Origin of the sequence: Alitiscatomonas aceti, assembly GCF_025567195.1 — a bacterium.
GTDB classification, from domain to species: Bacteria; Bacillota; Clostridia; order Lachnospirales; family Lachnospiraceae; genus Alitiscatomonas; species Alitiscatomonas aceti.
Map to the genome: position 1 here is coordinate 1 of NZ_JAOQJF010000048.1, position 17,330 is coordinate 17,330.

Genomic DNA, 17,330 nt, shown 5'->3' on the forward strand with positions numbered 1-17,330 from the left:
TTTATTACACATTCTACAACGTCACTACTACACTATTCGCCCCAGCATAGCTGGGGGATTAGCTCTTTCATTTAAAGAACTCGTGGTTCCCATGTTTGAACAAAAAGTCCAGGTGATTGTCAAACCAGCGGACATTTTTCCTGCTGGACGCCCTCCTGTTCATAAAATACAGAGCGCCGTCAGAATAATCCTCTCCCGCCAGGGCGCTGTCCACAGCCTCCACCGTGGTGTCTGTGACCCGGCACCGGTTGATGGAGCCGTTGCCCACCGGCGAAAACTGATGTCTCTGGTAGACCACGCTGTGGACCGTATCCGGGAATGTATCGCTTTCCACCCGGTTTAAGATCACATTGGCCACCAGGATCCTTCCGGTCCGGTCGCAGTTTCCAGCCTCTGCCTGGACGATCTTAAGCAGCGTCTGGTAATCCCGGTCTGACAGGGAGACCGATGCTGCTTCCTGTGTTTCCGGTGCAGACAGCTGCTCCGGCGTACCGGAGGCCTCCTGGGCGGCTGCACCTTCCGCAAGCTCAGCGCTCTCTCCGGAAGCTGTCCCTTCCTGGCCGCCAGAGCCCTCCCGGACGGCTGTTTGTTCAGAAGTTTCCGCTCTTTCCGCGGCTTCTCCTTCCGGCGCACCGGAGTCCTCCCCGGCCGCTGCCTCTTCCTGGGATCCAGAGCCTTCCGCAGCAGTCTCCGCTTCCTGATCCGGGACTTCTCCCTCTCCGGCTTCCCCGCCTTCAGGCGTCTCCGCGCCGTTCTCTGCCTCCTCTTTTCTGATCTCTGTTCCGTTTTCCGTGTCCGCGGCCTCCTCAGCCGCCATTATGCTTTCTGGATCACGTTTCTCTTCGTCCGTATTTCCATCATACGTTCCCTCTTCCTGGCCGCCGGTCTCTCCCGGCGTCTCGGCAAAGGCCACCATAGCGCCGTTTCCCGTCTCCGGAAAGCTCCCTGCGGCAAAGGTAATGGCTGTCACCAGAAGGATACCGGCCGTAAGGACTGCCGTATCCCGGCGTCTTTTGGCAGGTGCGCTGGCAGACAGCATTTTTATACTCTGGAAAACTGTCTGAAGAAATGAGTTCCATGTCTGCTTCATCGATTGCCTCTTTTCTCCGTTCTGCCTCCGGAAAGCCTCCAGGCGGCAGATGGTTATTTTTCCGTCTCACCGGACGGCGTCTGTGATTATAGGAGAACGGGAGGCCAAAAGTCAATAAGGCTTCTGCATTTTTGTTGTATTTCACAGCCTTATTTTTAACTTTTGTCATGTTTTTTTAACATTTTGCAAGAACTTTTTCTTGATTTTCCTTGTATTTTTGTTACCATTGGCCCTATGGTCTTTTAAGATTTATTACAAATTTGTTAAGTTTTTATCCCCCACTTTAAAGGGGTTTTCCGGTCCTTTACGCCTTATGTCAACCACTTTTACATGAGATCTGCCATTTCAGCGCCCACATACCTCCCCAGATCCGCCGGGGACAGGATCACCTGGACGCCCCGCATGCCGGCGCTGACGGCGATTTTTTCATACTCCCCTGCCGACCGGTCCAGATAGGTGGGGAATCTCTTTTTCATCCCGATGGGAGAACAGCCGCCCCGGACATAGCCGGTGACCGGAAGGAGCTCCTTCATCGGAAGCATCTCCACCTTCTTGTCTCCCGCCGCCCTGGCCGCCTTTTTCAGATCCACCTCTCCATCCACCGGAATACAGCAGACCATATATCCTGTCTTTTCTCCCCGGAGCACCAGGGTCTTAAAAACGCTCCCATGGTCCACGCCCATGAGATCCGCGGCATGGCTCCCGGAAAGGTCGTTTTCGTCCACCGGATATTCCTTTGCTTCATAGGCGATCTTCGCCGCATCCAGAAGACGCATCACATTGGTCTTAACCAGTTTCTTCATATATAATCCCTTCTTTCTAAAAAACTCCTCTCCGTTTCGTCCCTTGGACGATCCGGAAAGGAGTTTCTTTCATTCATATTGATTATTCGGACCAGTTGTGGAATACAGCCTGGACATCATCATCCTCGTCTAAAAGATCCAGGATCCGGTTCATCTTCTTGATGGCGTCATCGTCGGTCAGCTCCACGTAGTTCTGGGGGATCATGGTCACCTCCGCCTGCATCATGGGGATACCGGCCTTTTCCAGAGCCTCGCGCACCTCGCTGAAGGCGTCTGGATCGGTCACCACCTCAAAGCTGTCCTCCTCCTCGGAGAAATCCTCAGCTCCGGCGTCCAGAGCCGCCATCATCAGCTCGTCGGCATCCATCTCACACTCTTCCTTGTCGATGATGATCTGGCCTTTTCTGTCGAACATGAAGGATACGCTTCCCTGGGCTCCTACGTTTCCGCCGCCCTTGGTAAAGGCGCTCCTTACATTGGCTGCGGTACGGTTTTTATTGTCAGTCAGAGTCTCTACGATGATGGCAATGCCGTTGGGGCCGTAGCCCTCATAAACCAGGTTTTCATAGTTTACAGAGCCCAGGTCCCCGGCAGCCTTTTTAATTCCGCGGTCGATGGTATCGTTGGGCATGTTGTTGGCCTTGGCCTTGGCGATCACATCGCGGAGCTTGCTGTTATTGGCCGGATCTGCACCGCCTTCCTTAACTGCAACGGCGATCTCTCTTCCGATCACGGTAAAGATCTTTCCCTTGGCCGCATCGTTCTTTTCTTTCTTATGTTTAATATTGGCAAATTTGGAATGTCCTGACATTTTTCCTGCTCCCTTTCTTGTTTCTTCTATATTTATCGTATTTCCGTCATAATCTGTAACTGTTATGTCCTTACAGTTACCATAATCTTAAATATTCTAGCATTATTTTAAGTCCTTGGCAAGAGCTTTTCTGCGGATTTTCCCTTCGGGCATTTTCTTCATATTTTCCTGCCGGACGGCTCCGAAACAGCAACGTTTTCTTGACAGCTTTTACAGGCATGTTATAATAGAACTACATAATTATCAAAATATGGAGGCAGCACTATGAAAAAGATTGAAATCGATACCTTTTTGAAATTTCAGTTCGTAAGCAATCCTTCCTTCTCACCCGATGGAAAGTACATTGCCTTTGTGGTATCCAACGCAGACAGAGCGGAAAATACATACAAAGCCAACCTCTACGTTTACGATATGGCTGAAAAAAAGGTTCGGAAGATGACCAGCGGCGGCGACGCAAAGAGCTATGTCTGGACAAACGACAATACCCTTCTCTTCCCGGCTGCAAGATGCAGCGAGGTGAAGAAGAAACAGGAAGCCGGAGAAGCCCTCACAAGCTTCTATGAGATCTCCCCCGAAGGCGGAGAGGCCTGCCACGCCTTTACGGTGCCCGCAAAGATCATCGGCTTTAAAGCACTGCCCGACGGACGTTTCCTTATGACTGCAAGCCAGGATAATCATAAGGACACAAGAAAGAAATCCTATGAGGTCTTCGATGAGCTTCCCTTCTGGAGCAACGGCTTAGGCTACACCAACGCAAAGAGAAACCGCTTTGCCGTTTATAACAGAGAAAACGGAGAGCTTTCTTACGTGGCCTGCGACTGGACCGACTGCACCCAGTCCTCTGTCCTTGGCGATCTTCTCCTTTATAAGGCGTATCCCTGGAAGCAGAACGTGCGCGGTTTAAACGAGGGAATTTATCTCTATAACTTAAAGACCGGCGAGACAAAGACATTACTGGAGCCGGATACCATGCACACCGGAACCATCGAGCTCTTAAACGAAAATGAGGCTCTTGTGGCTGCCATCGACTCCGACTACCGCTATACCAATAAGTACAACAGCTTCTATAAGATGAACTTAGCGGACGGCTCCATGAACCTGTTTGTACCCTATGACGCCTCCATCGCCTCCGGCTCTGTGGGAAGCGACGCAAGATACGGCTCCGGCCGCGGCCAGAAGCTGTTAAACGGCGACTTCTACTTTATCTCCACCGTGGACGACTTTGCATGGTTAAGAAAGCTGGACAAGGACGGCAATATCTCCGACAGCCTCACAAAGGGAAGCTCCTGCGACAGCTTCGACGTCAACGGCGAACACCTGGTAAGCTGTGAGCTCCAGGGAACAAAGCTTGCGGAGCTTTACCTGGACGGTGAGCAGATCACCCACTTCAACGACTTTGTTGGAGAGGAATATTCCGTTGTGACCCCCGAAGCCTTTTCCTTCACAGCCAGCGACGGCTATGAGATCCACGGATGGGTGATGAAGCCGGCGTATTATGAGGAGGGCGTTTCCTATCCGGCCATCTTCCATATCCACGGAGGCCCCCGCACCGTATTCTCCGATGTATTCCATCACGAGATGCAGATGTGGGCCAATGCCGGTTACTTCGTATTCTACTGCAATCCCAGAGGCTCTGACGGCCGCGGCACCGATTTCGGAAACATCAACGGCATCTACGGGACCGTGGACTACCAGAACCTGATGGATTTCACCGACGAGGTATTAAAGAGATATCCCCAGATCGATACAGCCCGTGTGGGCGTTACCGGCGGCTCCTACGGCGGCTTCATGACCAACTGGATCGTGGGCCACACCGACCGCTTCAAAGCAGCCGCATCCCAGCGTTCCATCTCCAACTGGGTATCCTTTGAGCACAACTCCGATATCGGCCACACCTTTATCGTAAACAACCAGGGCGCCAATACAAGAGAAAATGTGGAGCTTCTCTGGAAGCAGTCCCCGCTCCAGTACGCCCCCAACTGCAAGACCCCGATCCTCTTCATCCACTCCGATGAGGACTACCGCTGCTATATGGCAGAGGGACTTGCCATGTACAGCGCCGTTATGAGAAACGGCTGTCCTTCCAGGCTCTGCCTCTTCCACGGCGAGAACCATGAGCTCTCCCGCGGCGGAAAGCCGGAAAACAGGATCGACCGTATGACGGAGATCTTAAACTGGATGGACCAGTATCTGAAATAAGACCGACCAAAAAATCCCCCGTCCGGAAGCGGCTCTGCTGCCTGCCCCGGACGGGGGATCCTTTTATCCTTCGTTTTCTTTTTCATGTTCCGGCCCGGCATCCCGTTCCGCCGCTACCGTCTGTATGATCTTATTCTCTGCCTTTACGATACTGAACCGGTAGCCTCCGAAGACCACCTGGCCCTTTTCGTCATCCTCCGGCAGATGGCCCAGCCTTGAGATCAAGAAACCGTTTAAGGTGTCAAAATTATCCTTATCGTCCTCGTCAAATTCCATCTCCAGGGCGTCCTCCACATCGTCCAGAGGCGTCATGCCCGAAAGCTGGAAGCTTCCGTTTTCCTTGACCACGATATCGGGCTCCTCGTTGTCGTATTCATCCATGATGTTTCCGACGATCTCCTCCAGGATATCCTCCATGGTCACGATCCCGGCTGTCTGGCCGTATTCGTCAATGACGATCTCCATATGGATCTTCTCCGACTGCATCTCCTTAAATAAGGCATTGATATTTTTCGCCTCCGGAGCAAAATGGGCGCTCCTTAAAAGGCCGTCGATCTGGCTGATGGGCCTGTCCAGATACTCCTCCTGCTCTGCAAAATAAAGCACGTCCCGCATATGGAGCACGCCTACGATATTGTCGATATCCTCCTCGTAGACCGGGAACCTGGAATTGTTGGCCTCTTTTACGATGAAATCCACTGTTTCCTTTAAGGTCATAGTGCTTTCCAGGGCCACCACATTCTTTCTGTGGGTCATGATATCCGATGCCACTTTATCGTCAAACTCAAAGATATTGGTAATCATTTCCGCTTCGCTGGCTTCCAGCACGCCCTGATCGTGGCCCTCGTTTACCATATACATGATATCCTCCTCGGTCACCTTCTCATTGGAGGACCGGATATCGATGCCCACTGCTTTTAAGACCACAAAGGCCGCCACGCTGATGAGCCAGGTGAACGGCGAAAGCAGCTTAATGGCCCACTCTACCACCGAAAGCGCCTTATAGCAGAACCGGATCGGGCTCTTGGCTGCCACGTGCTTGGGGATTATGACTCCCAGGCAGACCAGAAAAAAGGCCACCACAAAAAATGCCGCTGCAAGGGCCAGCCCCGCCGCAAGGCCCGGAGCCATCGCAAGCTTCACTGCCAGAAATCTCCGGATGTATCCCGCTGTCTGCGGCAGGGTAAAGGCTCCCAGAGCCAATGTGAAAAAGCAGGTGACCACCTGGTTGGTGCGGACAAACTTCCCTGGATCCTCCTGGATCCTCAAAAGAGCCGCCGCCTTTTTATTTCCCTCGTCCCGCTCGTCCTCCAGCGCACTGGTGTTCAGCGCCTGGATCGCCGCCCCAAAGCCGTAGATCAGATAAAATACAGCCACGGAAGCCGCAAACAGCAAAATTCCTATCCACGAATTACCATCGTCCATGAAAAATCTTTCCACTCCTTTTTTATCATTTGTATCCTAATATAGCATCATTGCCACATTTCGTCAACAAAACTCCCGAAATTCACGCCCTTATGTAGCAAGCTCCAGGCTGATCCGCAGGGCTTCGTTGACTTTTTCCTGAAGATTTTCATCGATATGGCATATTTTCTCCCTGAGTCTCTGTTTATCAATGGTCCGCAGCTGCTCCAGGAGGATCACTGAGTCCCGGACCATGTCGCACTGTCTGGCGGAAAGCTCCACGTGGGTGGGCAGCTTTGCCTTATTCATTTTCGATGTGATGGCCGCACAGATCACCGTTGGACTGTGCTTATTTCCCACATCATTCTGTATGATGAGCACCGGCCGGACTCCTCCCTGTTCAGAGCCCACCACCGGCCGCAGGTCTGCATAATAAATATCTCCGCGTCTGATGATCAAAGGTTTCACTCTCCGAAATGGTTTTCAGGTCTCCCTGTACCGAAAGTATTGACACTCTACGATTACCTTATGCAGAACTGCCGCAAAATGATGCCGGAACCTGAAACCGGTCCGGCATTTAAAGGCCGCTTCCCCCTGGGACCGGAATGCTTGTTAAAGCTCCCCGGCCTCCCTGGTCCGTCCCCCGGACACATAGACCCTGGGCAGGCGTTTTCCCATGAGGCATGGGATCTCATAATGGAACCGGCCGCTTAAGTCCGCCAGCTCTTCCATGGTGATCTCCTCTGTTCCGTCCCGGCCCAAAAGAGTCACCTCATCTCCCTCCCTGGCCTCCGGGATCCCGGTCACATCGATCATCAGCTGGTCCATACAGATCCGGCCCAGGATCCTGGCCCGCGTCCCATGGACCAGCAGCTCCCCTTTATTGGAAAGGCTCCTGGGATAGCCGTCTCCGTAGCCGATGCTGACAGTGGCCAGACGCATGGGACGGTCCGCCACAAAGGTCCCTCCGTAGCTCACAGCCGCTCCCGGTCCGATCTCCTTTATATAGGTAATAAAGCTTTTCAGCTCCATGGCCGGTTCCAGAAAAAGAGCCTCCCTCTGTACCTGGTCCGACGGATACAGGCCGTACAGGATGATCCCGGCCCGGACCGCCGTTCCATGGCTCTCCTTCAGATCCATGATCCCGGCGCTGTTGGCACAGTGAAGGATGGGAATGGAAACTCCCGCTTCCTTTACCATCTGGGAAAAATCCAGGAACGCCTGGATCTGCTCCCGGGCAGAGGTCTTATCCGCCTCGTCAGCCCTGGCAAAATGGGTGAACATGCCCTCTGTCACGATCCCTGGAAGTCCGGCGATCTCCTTCACCACCTGGGCCTGTTCCCGGCCGGGCCTCAGACCGATCCGGTTCATCCCGGTGTCCACCGCAATGTGGACCCTGGCCGTCATCCCCAGGGACACCGCCGTTTCCGAAAGCCGTTCTGCCCGCGTAAGATCGAACACTGCCGTCCGGATCTCCTGCTCCACCATGCTCCCATACTGGCACTCCGGCACCGGGCCCAGCACCAGCACCGGCTTTTTTATCCCATTTCCTCTAAGCTCCAGTGCCTCCTCCGCCGTGGCCACCGCATAGCCTGCGGCGTCCTCTTCAATGGCTTTCGCGGTCTGGACCGCCCCATGGCCGTAGCCGTCGGCCTTTACCACGCCGATGATCTTCGTTCCCTCCGGCAGCACGCTCCGGATCGCCTTCATATTCTTCCGGATCCGGTCCAGATCCACCTTCACATACGCTCTTTTATACATTTCCATTGACCACCTCTCCGATACAGCCTGCCAGCTCTCCGGCCAGGACCGAGTGAACGCCGTATTTTTTCTCAGCCGCTTCTCCTGCCAGCCCATGGACATAAACGCCCAGGGACGCCGCCTCGCAGTCGTCCATTCCCATGGCTAAAAGTCCCGCAATGACCCCTGTCAGCACATCCCCGGATCCTCCCTTGGCCATGGCCGGAGAGCCGCTTAAGTTTATAAACAGCTTTCCGTCCTTTCTGGCCGTCACCGTGGCCGCATCCTTCAAAACGCAGGTGACGCCGTACTGGTCCGAAAACTCCCTGGCCGCTGCCAGGGGATCCTCCTTGATCTCCTCCACCGGCTTTTCCGTCAGCCGGGAAAATTCCAGCACATGGGGCGTCAGAATGATATTTTCTGTAAAATACCCCTTCAGATACGGATATCTGGCAGCCAGGTTCACCGCGTCGGCGTCCATGACGATGGGCACATAGGCGTCGCTTAAGACTGCCTCCACCAGTGTCCTGGCATACTCCTCCTGGCCCAGTCCGGGGCCCAGGACGATGGCGTCGGCCCAGCCCGTCTGGGAACGGATATACTCCTTAAATTCCCCTGGCTCCTCGCTGGCCCACTGGGGATCAAAGGAGGACAGCACCGCCTCCGGCAGCCGCTCCTGGATCACACTGCGGTTTTCCTCCACCGTCATGATCTTCACCAGCCCAGCTCCGGTCCGGTACGCCGCCAGGGCAGAAAAATACGCGGCTCCCGCCATGTTTTTTGCTCCGGCGATCACCAGGATCTTTCCATAGGTCCCCTTGTGGGAATCCGCCCGCCGCCTGGGGATCTCCATAAGATCCTCCGGTCCGTGGGCATGGACGTGCTCTCCGGCCTGCTCCGGATCCTCAGGCACAAAGCCCACGTCCTCCACAAAAAGCCGTCCGCAGTATTCCCGGCCCGGAAACAGGGCCTGGCCCACCTTCCTCATGCCAAAGGTCACAGTCACATCCGCCTTTACGGCGCAGCCCATGACAGCCCCTGTGTCCGAGCTGATGCCCGACGGCATATCCACCGCCGCCACCGGGACCAGCTCCCGCTGCCGTTTTTCCTCCATGAGGCCGATGAGCTCCTTATAAACGCCCTCCACCGGCCTTGAAAGCCCGATGCCAAACACTGCGTCAATGATCAGATCGCAGGCCTCTGGAAGCAGATCGCCCAGGGTAAGGATGGGGATCCCCAGCTTTTCCGCCACCGAAAGCTGGACCTCCAGCTCCCGGCTCCGCTTTCCCTCCTGGGACGGAAGGAGGATGACAGAGGAAAAGCCCTGGAGCGTCAGCATCCTGGCCGCCGCCGCGCCGTCGGCCCCGTTGTTTCCAAACCCGCAGACTGCCCAGACCGTCTTCCGTTTCCTTTCCTTTAAAAGCCGCTCCCTTCCCGGACCGTATTCCAGGGCCTCATTCCCCGAAAGCCCCGGCTCCAGAAGCTCTCCGGCCCGTTTTACCACCTCCAGGGCCGCCCGCTCCATCAGTACCAGAGATGGGATCCCGTATTCCTCGATGCTTCTTTTATCCACCGCCTTCATCTCTGCGGCATTCAGCAGATCCTTCATTCCGTCACTCTCCTTCCCCCACGGCAAAGGCCATGGCGTACTCCCTTGTATTGGAAATGGATACCTCCAGCCGGAGGATCCCCTTTTCTTCTGCTGTCTTTCTGGCCCTGCCATACAGGTTCACATAGGGCTTTCCAAGCTCATCCCGGAGGACCTCGATGTCCCCTGGCATAAAGTCCCGGAAGCCCGTCCCGAAGACCTTGGCCACAGCCTCCTTCACAGCAAAATCGCCGGCAAGGACAGAGGCTTTCCCCCCTGCCTGCCGGCGCTCCCTTTCTGTATACACACGCGATAAAAAAGCCTCTTTTTCACAGGCTTTTTTCATCCGCTCAATTTCCACTAAATCACAGCCCGTTCCAAGGATCATACTGTTTTTTCCCGTTCCTTCCGCTCCCGCTCGTCCTGCATACTGCATACCCGGTAGGAAAGACGCATCAGACTCTCTGAAAGATGAACGTTTTCCACCACCACATCGTCGGGCACGTTGAGGTCCGTATGGGCAAAATTCCAGATGGCCTTGATCCCTGCCCGGACCAGACGGTCTGCGATCTCCGGCGCTTTGGACTTGGGGATCGTAAGGGCCGCGATCTGCACCTCGTTGTCCACAATGAACTGCTCCAGATTGTCAATGCTGCGGATCTCCACTCCGCGCACCACCAGGCCGATGAGCCGCGGGTTGATGTCGAACATTCCCTTGATCATGAAGCCGCGTTTTTCAAAGTTGGTATAATTGGCAATGGCCTGGCCCAGGTTTCCGGCTCCGATGATGATCAGGTTATGCTGCCGGTCGATGCCTAAGATCCTGGCGATCTCCGTATAAAGATACTTTACATTATATCCATATCCCTGCTGCCCGAAGCCGCCGAAGTTATTGAGATCCTGGCGGATCTGGGAGGCGGTGACCTTCATCCTGGCGCTCAGCTCGTTGGACGAGATCCTCTCGATCCCCTCCTCCATCAGCTCGCCCAGATAGCGGTAATACCGGGGCAGCCTGGAAATTACTGCCTTTGAAATCTGTCTCTCTTCTGTCATGTTGTGTCTTCACCTTCCTGTGTAACGATCAAATAGCACCTTCGCACAGGGGCAGCACGCCCCGGTACGCCGATGTTAACATTATAGCATATCTATGCATTTTGTCAAATCCTTGTCAAGTGGATCGGGAGGAAATTACGCTTACCTTAGTGTGTAGGATTACAATACATGTGCCGCAACGGAATATTTAAAGAGCAGAGATACTTCCTTTGTGTTATATTTTAGTCATCACAACAAAAATCACATAAAGGAGTTCTCTGCTATGGTTAGAGCGTGTATGAAAATTAAAAAGTATACAAAACGTTTATTTACGTCCTCTTTTTCATGGCAGAATAAAGAAAAAGGGGGCTGGTATTATGTTAAGACGTTACGAACTGACAGATCAGGAATGGAAACAGATCGCACCCTTACTTCCTCTGGAAAAGACCGGAAAACCCAGACGTCCCCCAAAGGATAACCGCTCCATGCTTAACGGAATGGTCTGGATCACACGCAGCGGCGCTCCCTGGCATGACCTTCCAAAACGTTATGGACCTTGGAATTCGGTATACAGCCGCTTCCGTAAATGGATTGATGACGGGATTTTTGCCATACCGGTACTGGAGCATATAAATATAGAAGGGAGCAGTGTGCTTGCAGATCGTGGATATGACAGCCATCAGCTTGAGTATTCCGGACGATTCTGGTTCATCCGCAATTATCCGTAAATGGGATTGGAACACAAGTGCTAAAATGATAAAATTATCTTAGGAATTTTGTCATTATGGAAGGAATTGAAACAGATGAAAGATACTCTTGAATTACAAAAATTTTACCCTGAAGAAATAGGCATCACAGAAGTAACTCAAAACGAAAAAGAAATTTATATCCATGTTTCTGTACAATCAAAAAATTGTACATGTCCCAAGTGCGGGGTGCTTTCAGAACATAAACATGGTACTTATAAAAGAAAACTTCAAGATCTTCCGATTTTGGGTAGAACCACGTATTTAATTGTAAATGCTTCCGAGTATCAGTGCGACGATTCTTCCTGTGATGTTACAACCTTTGTTGAGAATGTAGATGGTTTTTTGAATTATTACAGCCGTATGACAGAGCGTTGTGAAGATTTTATATGCACTTTGGCATTGGAAACAAACTGTGAAGGTAGTGCTCGTATCTGCCGTTCTATGAATCTGAAAACCAGTGGTGATAGCATTATCCGATTGTTAACGAAACGATATGCAGCACAACCGGAAGTTCCATGTGGAAGTATTATTGGAGTGGACGATTTTGCATTTAAGAAACGGCATACTTATGGGACAATTATTGTAGATGAGGCAACACATAAACCAGTGGCAATTTTAGATGGGCGTGATGGTAAAACACTAAAAGAATGGTTAAGTAAAAATAAACATATAAAAGCGGTGACACGAGATCGGGCAAGTGCTTATTCAGCAGCCATAAAGGAAATATTGCCCGAGGCTATGCAGATTGCTGACAGATTTCATCTTCATCAAAATTTATTAGAGGCCATAAGAAATACTATAAGTTCTGTATTGCCCGTTGATATCAGAATTCCATCTGATTCTAACAGCATTGCAGAACCATCAGTTGAAAACGATGGTAAAAAAAAAGCCATACAGTGTGGATAACCTTAACGAATATAATCAAAAAAGGGTACAACTGTACACTGCGATAAAGGAATATAATTCTGCCGGATACAGTAAACGCCAAATTTCTAAAGTATTACATTGCAGCAGAAATACAGTAACAAAATATCTCAATGGAGAATATGAAGCACTTTGTAAAAAAGATTTTCATAGCAGAATGGATCAGTTTTATGATTATATTGTCAAAGCTTTAACTTCTGGCATCAGTCGAAAAGATGTATATCGCAATGTTATTGAAAAAGGATATAAAGGCGGTCAATCTGCAGCATATGACTATATGAATAAAATCATAGAGCGATTCCAAATTGATGTTGCAATTTACAAAAGTTCTTCACCTGAAGCACTTCAAAACAAAAAGGCTTTACAAAAATATGACCACCTTTCACGAAACGGTATATTCCGTTATCTTTGGATGGGAATGGAACTTAGCAAAAACCATAAGGCATATATTTTACAGAAATATCCCCAACTTAGAGAGTTGATGCATTGTGTTCGAGAATTCCGTGAAATATACAAAAAGAAAAGTATGCCTCTATTGCATTTGTTTATCGAACGGTACAAAAACTCTGATTTAAAAGGTAATCGCTTAAAATTCAGCCATAGTTAAAAAATTACCCGACTGCTTTTCAGTAGCCGGTGTACCTTGACAATTCACATCCGATTGATTTGTGTCGTTTACACGGCATTGGATTTCAGTTTTAACATTTTCATTCCACGGAGCCAGGAGTTCTAATTCCTCATCACTCATCCTATCCGATGGCATTTTTTCAAGAAGATAGGTAAGATAGTGATAGACATTTACTCCATTCGCTTTTGCCATTTCTACCATTGAGTATACAATGGCACTGGCCTGGGCTCCGTTAGGAGTATCACAGAAGAGCCAGTTCTTGCGGCCAACGGTAAATGGACGGATTGCATTTTCACTGAGATTATTGGAAAAGCTGCACCGTCCGTCTTCCAGATAGGTGATAAGACAGGAACGGCTTTTCAGTTCCCGGTGCAGTCGGTTAATCGACCGAATCCTGTCCTCATTCAACTGGTCACGGAACATGGACAACCGCCTCAGATCTGCGTAAAGCTGCTCTGGAAGATATGGCATCCCAAAATTTCCATCTTTTACCAGATTCGCAATCAGCTTAGGATCTTTTTTATCATCCTTCAGTTGGCTGTTATCCTCAAGTTCCTTTGTCTGCTTTACGGCATACGGATTTACCTGAACCACACTGATCCCATTTGAGATCATCCAGGTTGCAAGGCAAAACCAGTAATGGCTGGTCGGCTCCAGACCGAGAACGATCTGACTTTTATTGTTTTCAGCCGCTATCTTTACTGCCCATTCCTTCGCCTTGTTGAATCCATCTGCATGATTGCCGAATGAAAAAGCGGACTTACTAAGTTCTCTGCCTCTGGTATCAATTGCTCTCAGATAGTGTGTTTCACTGCCTACATCGCATCCTAAAATAAGCACATCATCACAGATAAAACTGATTTTTGCGTTCTTATCAAACTTACCTTTGGTTTCCAACTCATGCCAGGTTGAAGCTTTTAGATTTTCTCTAATCACCTCGATTTTCTTCAAAAGCTCCTGCTGCTCGAAAATATTTACATTTGATACTTGATTTTTCTTCTTTGTGCCCTTAAGATTCATGTTAGATACCTCTTGTATTTTTTGAATTTTACTAACGGTCGGGTCAGTAATAATCCAAATTTACTTGAGGTATCTTTTTGTGTCAATCTCTTGGCCTATTTAAAGTATACAGGAAGCTTTCTGTGCTTATATGGCTCTTTACCAAATACTTCTACCTTTCCGCCAGTGGGAGCTAAAATTCCCGTCATCATTTTAATGGTCGTAGATTTGCCGGCACCGTTAGGCCCAATGAAGCCGACGATTTCTCCACGTTTAATTTCGAAGGAAATGTCATCTACTGCCGCGATTTCTTTATAGCGGTTCGAGAAAAAATGTGTGAGAAAGCCGCCGCTGTTTTCCATTATTCTGTAAGTTCTTTTTAAATGCTCCGCTTTTATGATTACCTGGTTCTCCTTCATAGGATCCCCCTTTAACTTCCTGCACTCGTATAGCGTCTTAAACCACAATGGAATACGAAAACAGATGCTCCCAGGAATAAAAATCCAATCATCGGCGATACAACTCCGCAAACATATTCCCATTTCGTTACCGCTTTATTTAAAACAATCAAGGCCGGGTAATAGCTAATAAATGCCCATGGCGCGATTGTTGTCAAAAGGACTTTGATCCAGCCCGGATAAATAACAAGCGGATAATGTGTCAGAGCGCGGAGCTGATAATAAAATAATTCTCCAATTCTTTCGGAACGTAAAGTCCAAAAGCTAAGTGCTCCCATAAGAATCATGGCACCCATCTGCAAAGCAACTCCGCCAAACAGGGTACATATCAGATAAGCTGCCATCTGCCATGAAAGTATGCCTGAATTTTTTATCAATGCGTTAATAAGAAACATAAGCGTCACAATAATCTGCCCGATAAAAGTATCGCCGAATCGGCTGCATATCAGCTGTCCCAGTACGCTCATTGGGCGTGTTAAATACAAATCTAACTTCCCTGTGGTAATTTCATTTTCTAAATGATAAACGCTATACCAGACAAAGGTTCCCGCAATTGCATAAGAACATAAATTTAATCCATACAAAATGGACATGTCTTCAAAATCCCATCCAGCAATATTCTGAAATCTGCTCACTACTACACAAAACGAGAGGAATGTCAGAAAATAACAATAGAAATTCGCTATGATCCCCAACACAAAGCCGACCTTATATTCACTTCGAGCCTTAAAAAAACTTTTACATATAGCAAGTAGGTTTTTATTGGATTCACCATTTAGCCCCCTTGAACGACGCAAAAACGAACCGAAAGTTTATATACTACATGCAGGAGAAGACCAAAGACACCTATCCACGCAATGATCCCCAAAAAAATGCTGATAATCGTTGTTTGAGCCACCTCTTCTTTCAATAATAGCTGTAAGGGAAAATCATAGAGATAATGAAATGGTAAAATTTCTGCTATTTTTTTCAGCGGATCGGGAAATAACGCAATCGGCAGTAGCGCTCCAGACAAAAACTGCACCGTATCTTCAAGAAGTCGCCGAAGTGCCCACACTTCAACAAAAATAAAAGCAGTAAAACCAATGATGGCAAATATAAGAGAAAATAAAATGTGCCCTAAAAGCAAAGCTACAATGCACATACCTAAGCGGCCCCATATGGTAACGGAGTAGACCACCGGCGAGAAAATCGCCATTTAGTATTTTTCCGGCAAGGATATGGTATATTTGATTCGAATATATCGTCCGAATTACGTTTGCGTAGATAACATACCCCATCATATACCCCATCATCGCAGCATCGTCCCGATACAGATATTGCCATAATGCTATTTGTACCAGTATTGAGGCTAGCGCAGCAAACATGGTAAAAAGGATATTGGATTTATATATCAGCTTGCCTTTTAGTTCAATCATAATACTCCCCACTACATTCTCTCCTTCCTTGATGCTTCATTTCCCATATAAGTAGGATTCACAACCTTTTTTAACATATTTTGCACAATTACGGCTCGAAATTTATTATGCTCCAAGCAAATAACAATTCATTGGCCAGGATCCCTTACATCAGAATATAGCACCTTTATGTGCTTCCAAATAAATCCCACAAAGAACTTTCAAAAACCATTCTTGATATTCCGATTTTCCACACAAAATCACAATCCCTATGATATAACATTATTTCTCTCATAAATGGCATCTGCTTATAATATTTTCCCGGACGCATACTTCATACTTATAGAAAAGCTTTCGTCCATTTGGACCACCTCCTATGATTTTTGAATTTGGCTTGCGACACCATTTTCATTGTATCATAGGAGGTTTTTATGGATATCTTTACCTCTTCCGTTTACTCCATTCTCCCCAGCATAGCTGGGGGATTAGACTTTTCATTCAGCTATATCTTTCCAACTATTCGATCATTTTCTGGACTTTCACCCATTAGAGCGTGCCCATGGCGTGCAAACCGTAAAAAAGTGATCCACCATTAGCAAAGCAGATCACCTTCTCTTTTTCATACCTATTTTATTAACCCTTCTGGAATTTCCGGCTGATATCCAGCTCCCCATGAGAAAAACCCCGCACCAGATTCCGCTGCCTTGCCAATCAGCCATGTTATCATAGTCAGTACTGTATCCATATTAATTCTCCCCCCTTTTTGCCATTTCCATCATTATTGCTACTATAAAGCTTGTTACCGCTATCAGATAGCCCCTCTCATTTCCAACAAACCAGTAAATTAAACAGCTACTCCCTTGTATCCATAAAATTCTGTGGGAATATATACGGTTTATTTCATATCTGGCAGTTTTCCCTTGATATCTGCGAGGAATAATTGGAGCGTTTTTCCATATGTACCAAACAGCTCCAGCTCCCATAACAAAAGCAACAGCATTTACACATCTATTCCCAATAGAGTGCATCCATTCCGCTATCATGATGCATCCTGCCGCTATCGCATTTGTCATTATAAAGCATCTCCCATAAGAGCCTGCATGATAACCTCCGGCAGTGATTCGTATCGGAATAAAAGACAATAAAAATATGATTGCCTCCTTCCCGTATCCCCCCAATATTCCGCATACCAAAATAGCTCCAATACACACAGCTGTGGATACAAGAAGTTCAAATCCATATTTATAAATGCTTTTTTGCTGTTCTGTAATCTTATTATACTTTATAAGATATTCTGTACATTGTTCTGCTGCCTTTGATAACATTTTACCCTCAAATTCATTAATAAAGTAATTATAATCTCTTTGTAAAGGAGATAAACGTTTGTCCTTAAAATACACTTAAAATGTCCTTGAATCTATTTTTGATGTTGTATAAATAAAGTTGACACCTTATTCTCAAAGAATTCATGTATAATAAAGAGAATAAGGAGGAACTTTCAATGTCAC

Annotated in this window: 19 protein-coding genes; 4 read left to right on the forward strand and 15 right to left on the reverse strand. The window is 48.6% G+C overall.

Features of this window, described 5'->3' with window-relative positions; all coding sequences use genetic code 11:
• Nucleotides 1-67 precede the first annotated feature (67 nt).
• The 3 genes from OCV69_RS15320 to OCV69_RS15330 all read right to left on the reverse strand — a co-directional run bounded on the left by OCV69_RS15320 (nucleotide 68) and on the right by OCV69_RS15330 (nucleotide 2,704).
• The gene (locus tag OCV69_RS15320; RefSeq protein ID WP_262563213.1) at nucleotides 68-1,090 is read right to left on the reverse strand and encodes a cell wall hydrolase; all 1,023 of its coding nucleotides are present in this window, start codon (nucleotides 1,088-1,090) and stop codon (nucleotides 68-70) included.
• 326 nt (nucleotides 1,091-1,416) lie between these two features.
• Nucleotides 1,417-1,884, reverse strand: a complete 468-nt coding sequence (ybaK, locus tag OCV69_RS15325) for a Cys-tRNA(Pro) deacylase (RefSeq protein ID WP_158360197.1) — start codon at nucleotides 1,882-1,884, stop codon at nucleotides 1,417-1,419.
• Nucleotides 1,885-1,975: 91 nt separating this feature from the next.
• On the reverse strand, nucleotides 1,976-2,704 hold the full coding sequence (locus OCV69_RS15330) for a YebC/PmpR family DNA-binding transcriptional regulator (protein WP_022274200.1): 729 nt from the start codon (nucleotides 2,702-2,704) through the stop codon (nucleotides 1,976-1,978).
• A 264-nt stretch (nucleotides 2,705-2,968) separates the two neighbouring features.
• On the opposite strand from OCV69_RS15330, the gene OCV69_RS15335 reads away from it, so the two are divergent.
• Nucleotides 2,969-4,903, forward strand: coding sequence for a S9 family peptidase (locus OCV69_RS15335; protein WP_158360198.1), 1,935 nt, complete (start codon nucleotides 2,969-2,971; stop codon nucleotides 4,901-4,903).
• Nucleotides 4,904-4,966: 63 nt separating this feature from the next.
• Here OCV69_RS15335 and OCV69_RS15340 read toward each other — a convergent pair whose 3' ends face one another.
• From OCV69_RS15340 to OCV69_RS15365, 6 genes are all read right to left on the reverse strand, one after another.
• Nucleotides 4,967-6,328 (reverse strand): hemolysin family protein, encoded by a 1,362-nt coding sequence (locus OCV69_RS15340; RefSeq protein ID WP_158360186.1) that lies wholly within the window; start codon nucleotides 6,326-6,328, stop codon nucleotides 4,967-4,969.
• Between the two features lie 90 nt (nucleotides 6,329-6,418).
• Nucleotides 6,419-6,766 carry a type II toxin-antitoxin system PemK/MazF family toxin gene (locus OCV69_RS15345; RefSeq protein ID WP_022274197.1) on the reverse strand — a complete coding sequence of 116 codons (348 nt, stop codon included), beginning with the start codon at nucleotides 6,764-6,766 and terminating at the stop codon, nucleotides 6,419-6,421.
• 153 nt (nucleotides 6,767-6,919) lie between these two features.
• Nucleotides 6,920-8,074: an alanine racemase gene (alr, locus tag OCV69_RS15350; protein ID WP_158360187.1), complete on the reverse strand. Its 1,155-nt coding sequence runs from the start codon at nucleotides 8,072-8,074 to the stop codon at nucleotides 6,920-6,922.
• Nucleotides 8,061-9,656 (reverse strand): NAD(P)H-hydrate dehydratase, encoded by a 1,596-nt coding sequence (locus OCV69_RS15355; protein ID WP_158360188.1) that lies wholly within the window; start codon nucleotides 9,654-9,656, stop codon nucleotides 8,061-8,063. The genes alr and OCV69_RS15355 overlap by 14 nt, the downstream gene beginning before the upstream one ends.
• Before the next feature lie 4 nt (nucleotides 9,657-9,660).
• Complete coding sequence (gene acpS / locus OCV69_RS15360; RefSeq protein ID WP_022272347.1) at nucleotides 9,661-10,023, reverse strand: holo-ACP synthase; 363 nt, start codon at nucleotides 10,021-10,023, stop codon at nucleotides 9,661-9,663.
• A complete protein-coding gene (locus OCV69_RS15365) occupies nucleotides 10,020-10,688 on the reverse strand; it encodes a redox-sensing transcriptional repressor Rex (RefSeq protein ID WP_022272346.1) in 669 nt (222 codons plus the stop codon). The genes acpS and OCV69_RS15365 overlap by 4 nt, the downstream gene beginning before the upstream one ends.
• 356 nt (nucleotides 10,689-11,044) lie before the next feature.
• Between OCV69_RS15365 and OCV69_RS15370 the strand changes: the two genes are divergently transcribed.
• From OCV69_RS15370 to OCV69_RS15380, 3 genes are all read left to right on the forward strand, one after another.
• Nucleotides 11,045-11,395 carry a transposase gene (locus OCV69_RS15370; protein ID WP_262563214.1) on the forward strand — a complete coding sequence of 117 codons (351 nt, stop codon included), beginning with the start codon at nucleotides 11,045-11,047 and terminating at the stop codon, nucleotides 11,393-11,395.
• Nucleotides 11,396-11,470: 75 nt separating this feature from the next.
• Nucleotides 11,471-12,322 carry an ISL3 family transposase gene (locus OCV69_RS15375; protein ID WP_158360189.1) on the forward strand — a complete coding sequence of 284 codons (852 nt, stop codon included), beginning with the start codon at nucleotides 11,471-11,473 and terminating at the stop codon, nucleotides 12,320-12,322.
• The gene (locus tag OCV69_RS15380; RefSeq protein WP_158360190.1) at nucleotides 12,282-12,947 is read left to right on the forward strand and encodes a helix-turn-helix domain-containing protein; all 666 of its coding nucleotides are present in this window, start codon (nucleotides 12,282-12,284) and stop codon (nucleotides 12,945-12,947) included. Before OCV69_RS15375 ends, OCV69_RS15380 begins: the two co-directional genes overlap by 41 nt.
• Here the strand turns inward: OCV69_RS15380 and OCV69_RS17145 are convergent.
• The 6 genes from OCV69_RS17145 to OCV69_RS15415 form a co-directional block, all read right to left on the reverse strand.
• Nucleotides 12,927-13,988, reverse strand: coding sequence for an IS110 family transposase (locus OCV69_RS17145; protein ID WP_158360191.1), 1,062 nt, complete (start codon nucleotides 13,986-13,988; stop codon nucleotides 12,927-12,929). The genes OCV69_RS15380 and OCV69_RS17145 overlap by 21 nt on opposite strands.
• A 95-nt stretch (nucleotides 13,989-14,083) precedes the next feature.
• Nucleotides 14,084-14,386, reverse strand: a complete 303-nt coding sequence (locus OCV69_RS17150) for an ATP-binding cassette domain-containing protein (RefSeq protein ID WP_317258423.1) — start codon at nucleotides 14,384-14,386, stop codon at nucleotides 14,084-14,086.
• A gap of 11 nt (nucleotides 14,387-14,397) precedes the next feature.
• Nucleotides 14,398-15,123, reverse strand: a complete 726-nt coding sequence (locus OCV69_RS15400) for an ABC transporter permease (RefSeq protein ID WP_416782912.1) — start codon at nucleotides 15,121-15,123, stop codon at nucleotides 14,398-14,400.
• 77 nt (nucleotides 15,124-15,200) lie between these two features.
• Nucleotides 15,201-15,623 (reverse strand): ABC-2 family transporter protein, encoded by a 423-nt coding sequence (locus OCV69_RS15405; RefSeq protein WP_158360193.1) that lies wholly within the window; start codon nucleotides 15,621-15,623, stop codon nucleotides 15,201-15,203.
• A gap of 824 nt (nucleotides 15,624-16,447) precedes the next feature.
• On the reverse strand, nucleotides 16,448-16,567 hold the full coding sequence (locus tag OCV69_RS15410; protein ID WP_158360194.1) for a cyclic lactone autoinducer peptide: 120 nt from the start codon (nucleotides 16,565-16,567) through the stop codon (nucleotides 16,448-16,450).
• 1 nt (nucleotide 16,568) lies between these two features.
• Nucleotides 16,569-17,222 carry an accessory gene regulator B family protein gene (locus tag OCV69_RS15415; protein ID WP_158360195.1) on the reverse strand — a complete coding sequence of 218 codons (654 nt, stop codon included), beginning with the start codon at nucleotides 17,220-17,222 and terminating at the stop codon, nucleotides 16,569-16,571.
• Nucleotides 17,223-17,330: the final 108 nt, after the last annotated feature.

Bases quoted from the DNA above. Each gene is read 5' to 3' on its own strand.
- OCV69_RS15320 (WP_262563213.1), bottom strand. From the start codon at position 1,090: ATGAAGCAGACATGGAACTCATTTCTTCAGACAGTTTTCCAGAGTATA.
- OCV69_RS15330 (WP_022274200.1), bottom strand. From the start codon at position 2,704: ATGTCAGGACATTCCAAATTTGCCAATATTAAACATAAGAAAGAAAAG.
- OCV69_RS15335 (WP_158360198.1), top strand. From the start codon at position 2,969: ATGAAAAAGATTGAAATCGATACCTTTTTGAAATTTCAGTTCGTAAGC.
- OCV69_RS15340 (WP_158360186.1), bottom strand. From the start codon at position 6,328: ATGGACGATGGTAATTCGTGGATAGGAATTTTGCTGTTTGCGGCTTCC.
- alr (WP_158360187.1), bottom strand. From the start codon at position 8,074: ATGGAAATGTATAAAAGAGCGTATGTGAAGGTGGATCTGGACCGGATC.
- OCV69_RS15355 (WP_158360188.1), bottom strand. From the start codon at position 9,656: ATGAAGGATCTGCTGAATGCCGCAGAGATGAAGGCGGTGGATAAAAGA.
- acpS (WP_022272347.1), bottom strand. From the start codon at position 10,023: ATGATCCTTGGAACGGGCTGTGATTTAGTGGAAATTGAGCGGATGAAA.
- OCV69_RS15365 (WP_022272346.1), bottom strand. From the start codon at position 10,688: ATGACAGAAGAGAGACAGATTTCAAAGGCAGTAATTTCCAGGCTGCCC.
- OCV69_RS15370 (WP_262563214.1), top strand. From the start codon at position 11,045: ATGTTAAGACGTTACGAACTGACAGATCAGGAATGGAAACAGATCGCA.
- OCV69_RS15375 (WP_158360189.1), top strand. From the start codon at position 11,471: ATGAAAGATACTCTTGAATTACAAAAATTTTACCCTGAAGAAATAGGC.
- OCV69_RS17145 (WP_158360191.1), bottom strand. From the start codon at position 13,988: ATGAATCTTAAGGGCACAAAGAAGAAAAATCAAGTATCAAATGTAAAT.
- OCV69_RS17150 (WP_317258423.1), bottom strand. From the start codon at position 14,386: ATGAAGGAGAACCAGGTAATCATAAAAGCGGAGCATTTAAAAAGAACT.
- OCV69_RS15405 (WP_158360193.1), bottom strand. From the start codon at position 15,623: ATGGCGATTTTCTCGCCGGTGGTCTACTCCGTTACCATATGGGGCCGC.
- OCV69_RS15410 (WP_158360194.1), bottom strand. From the start codon at position 16,567: ATGGATACAGTACTGACTATGATAACATGGCTGATTGGCAAGGCAGCG.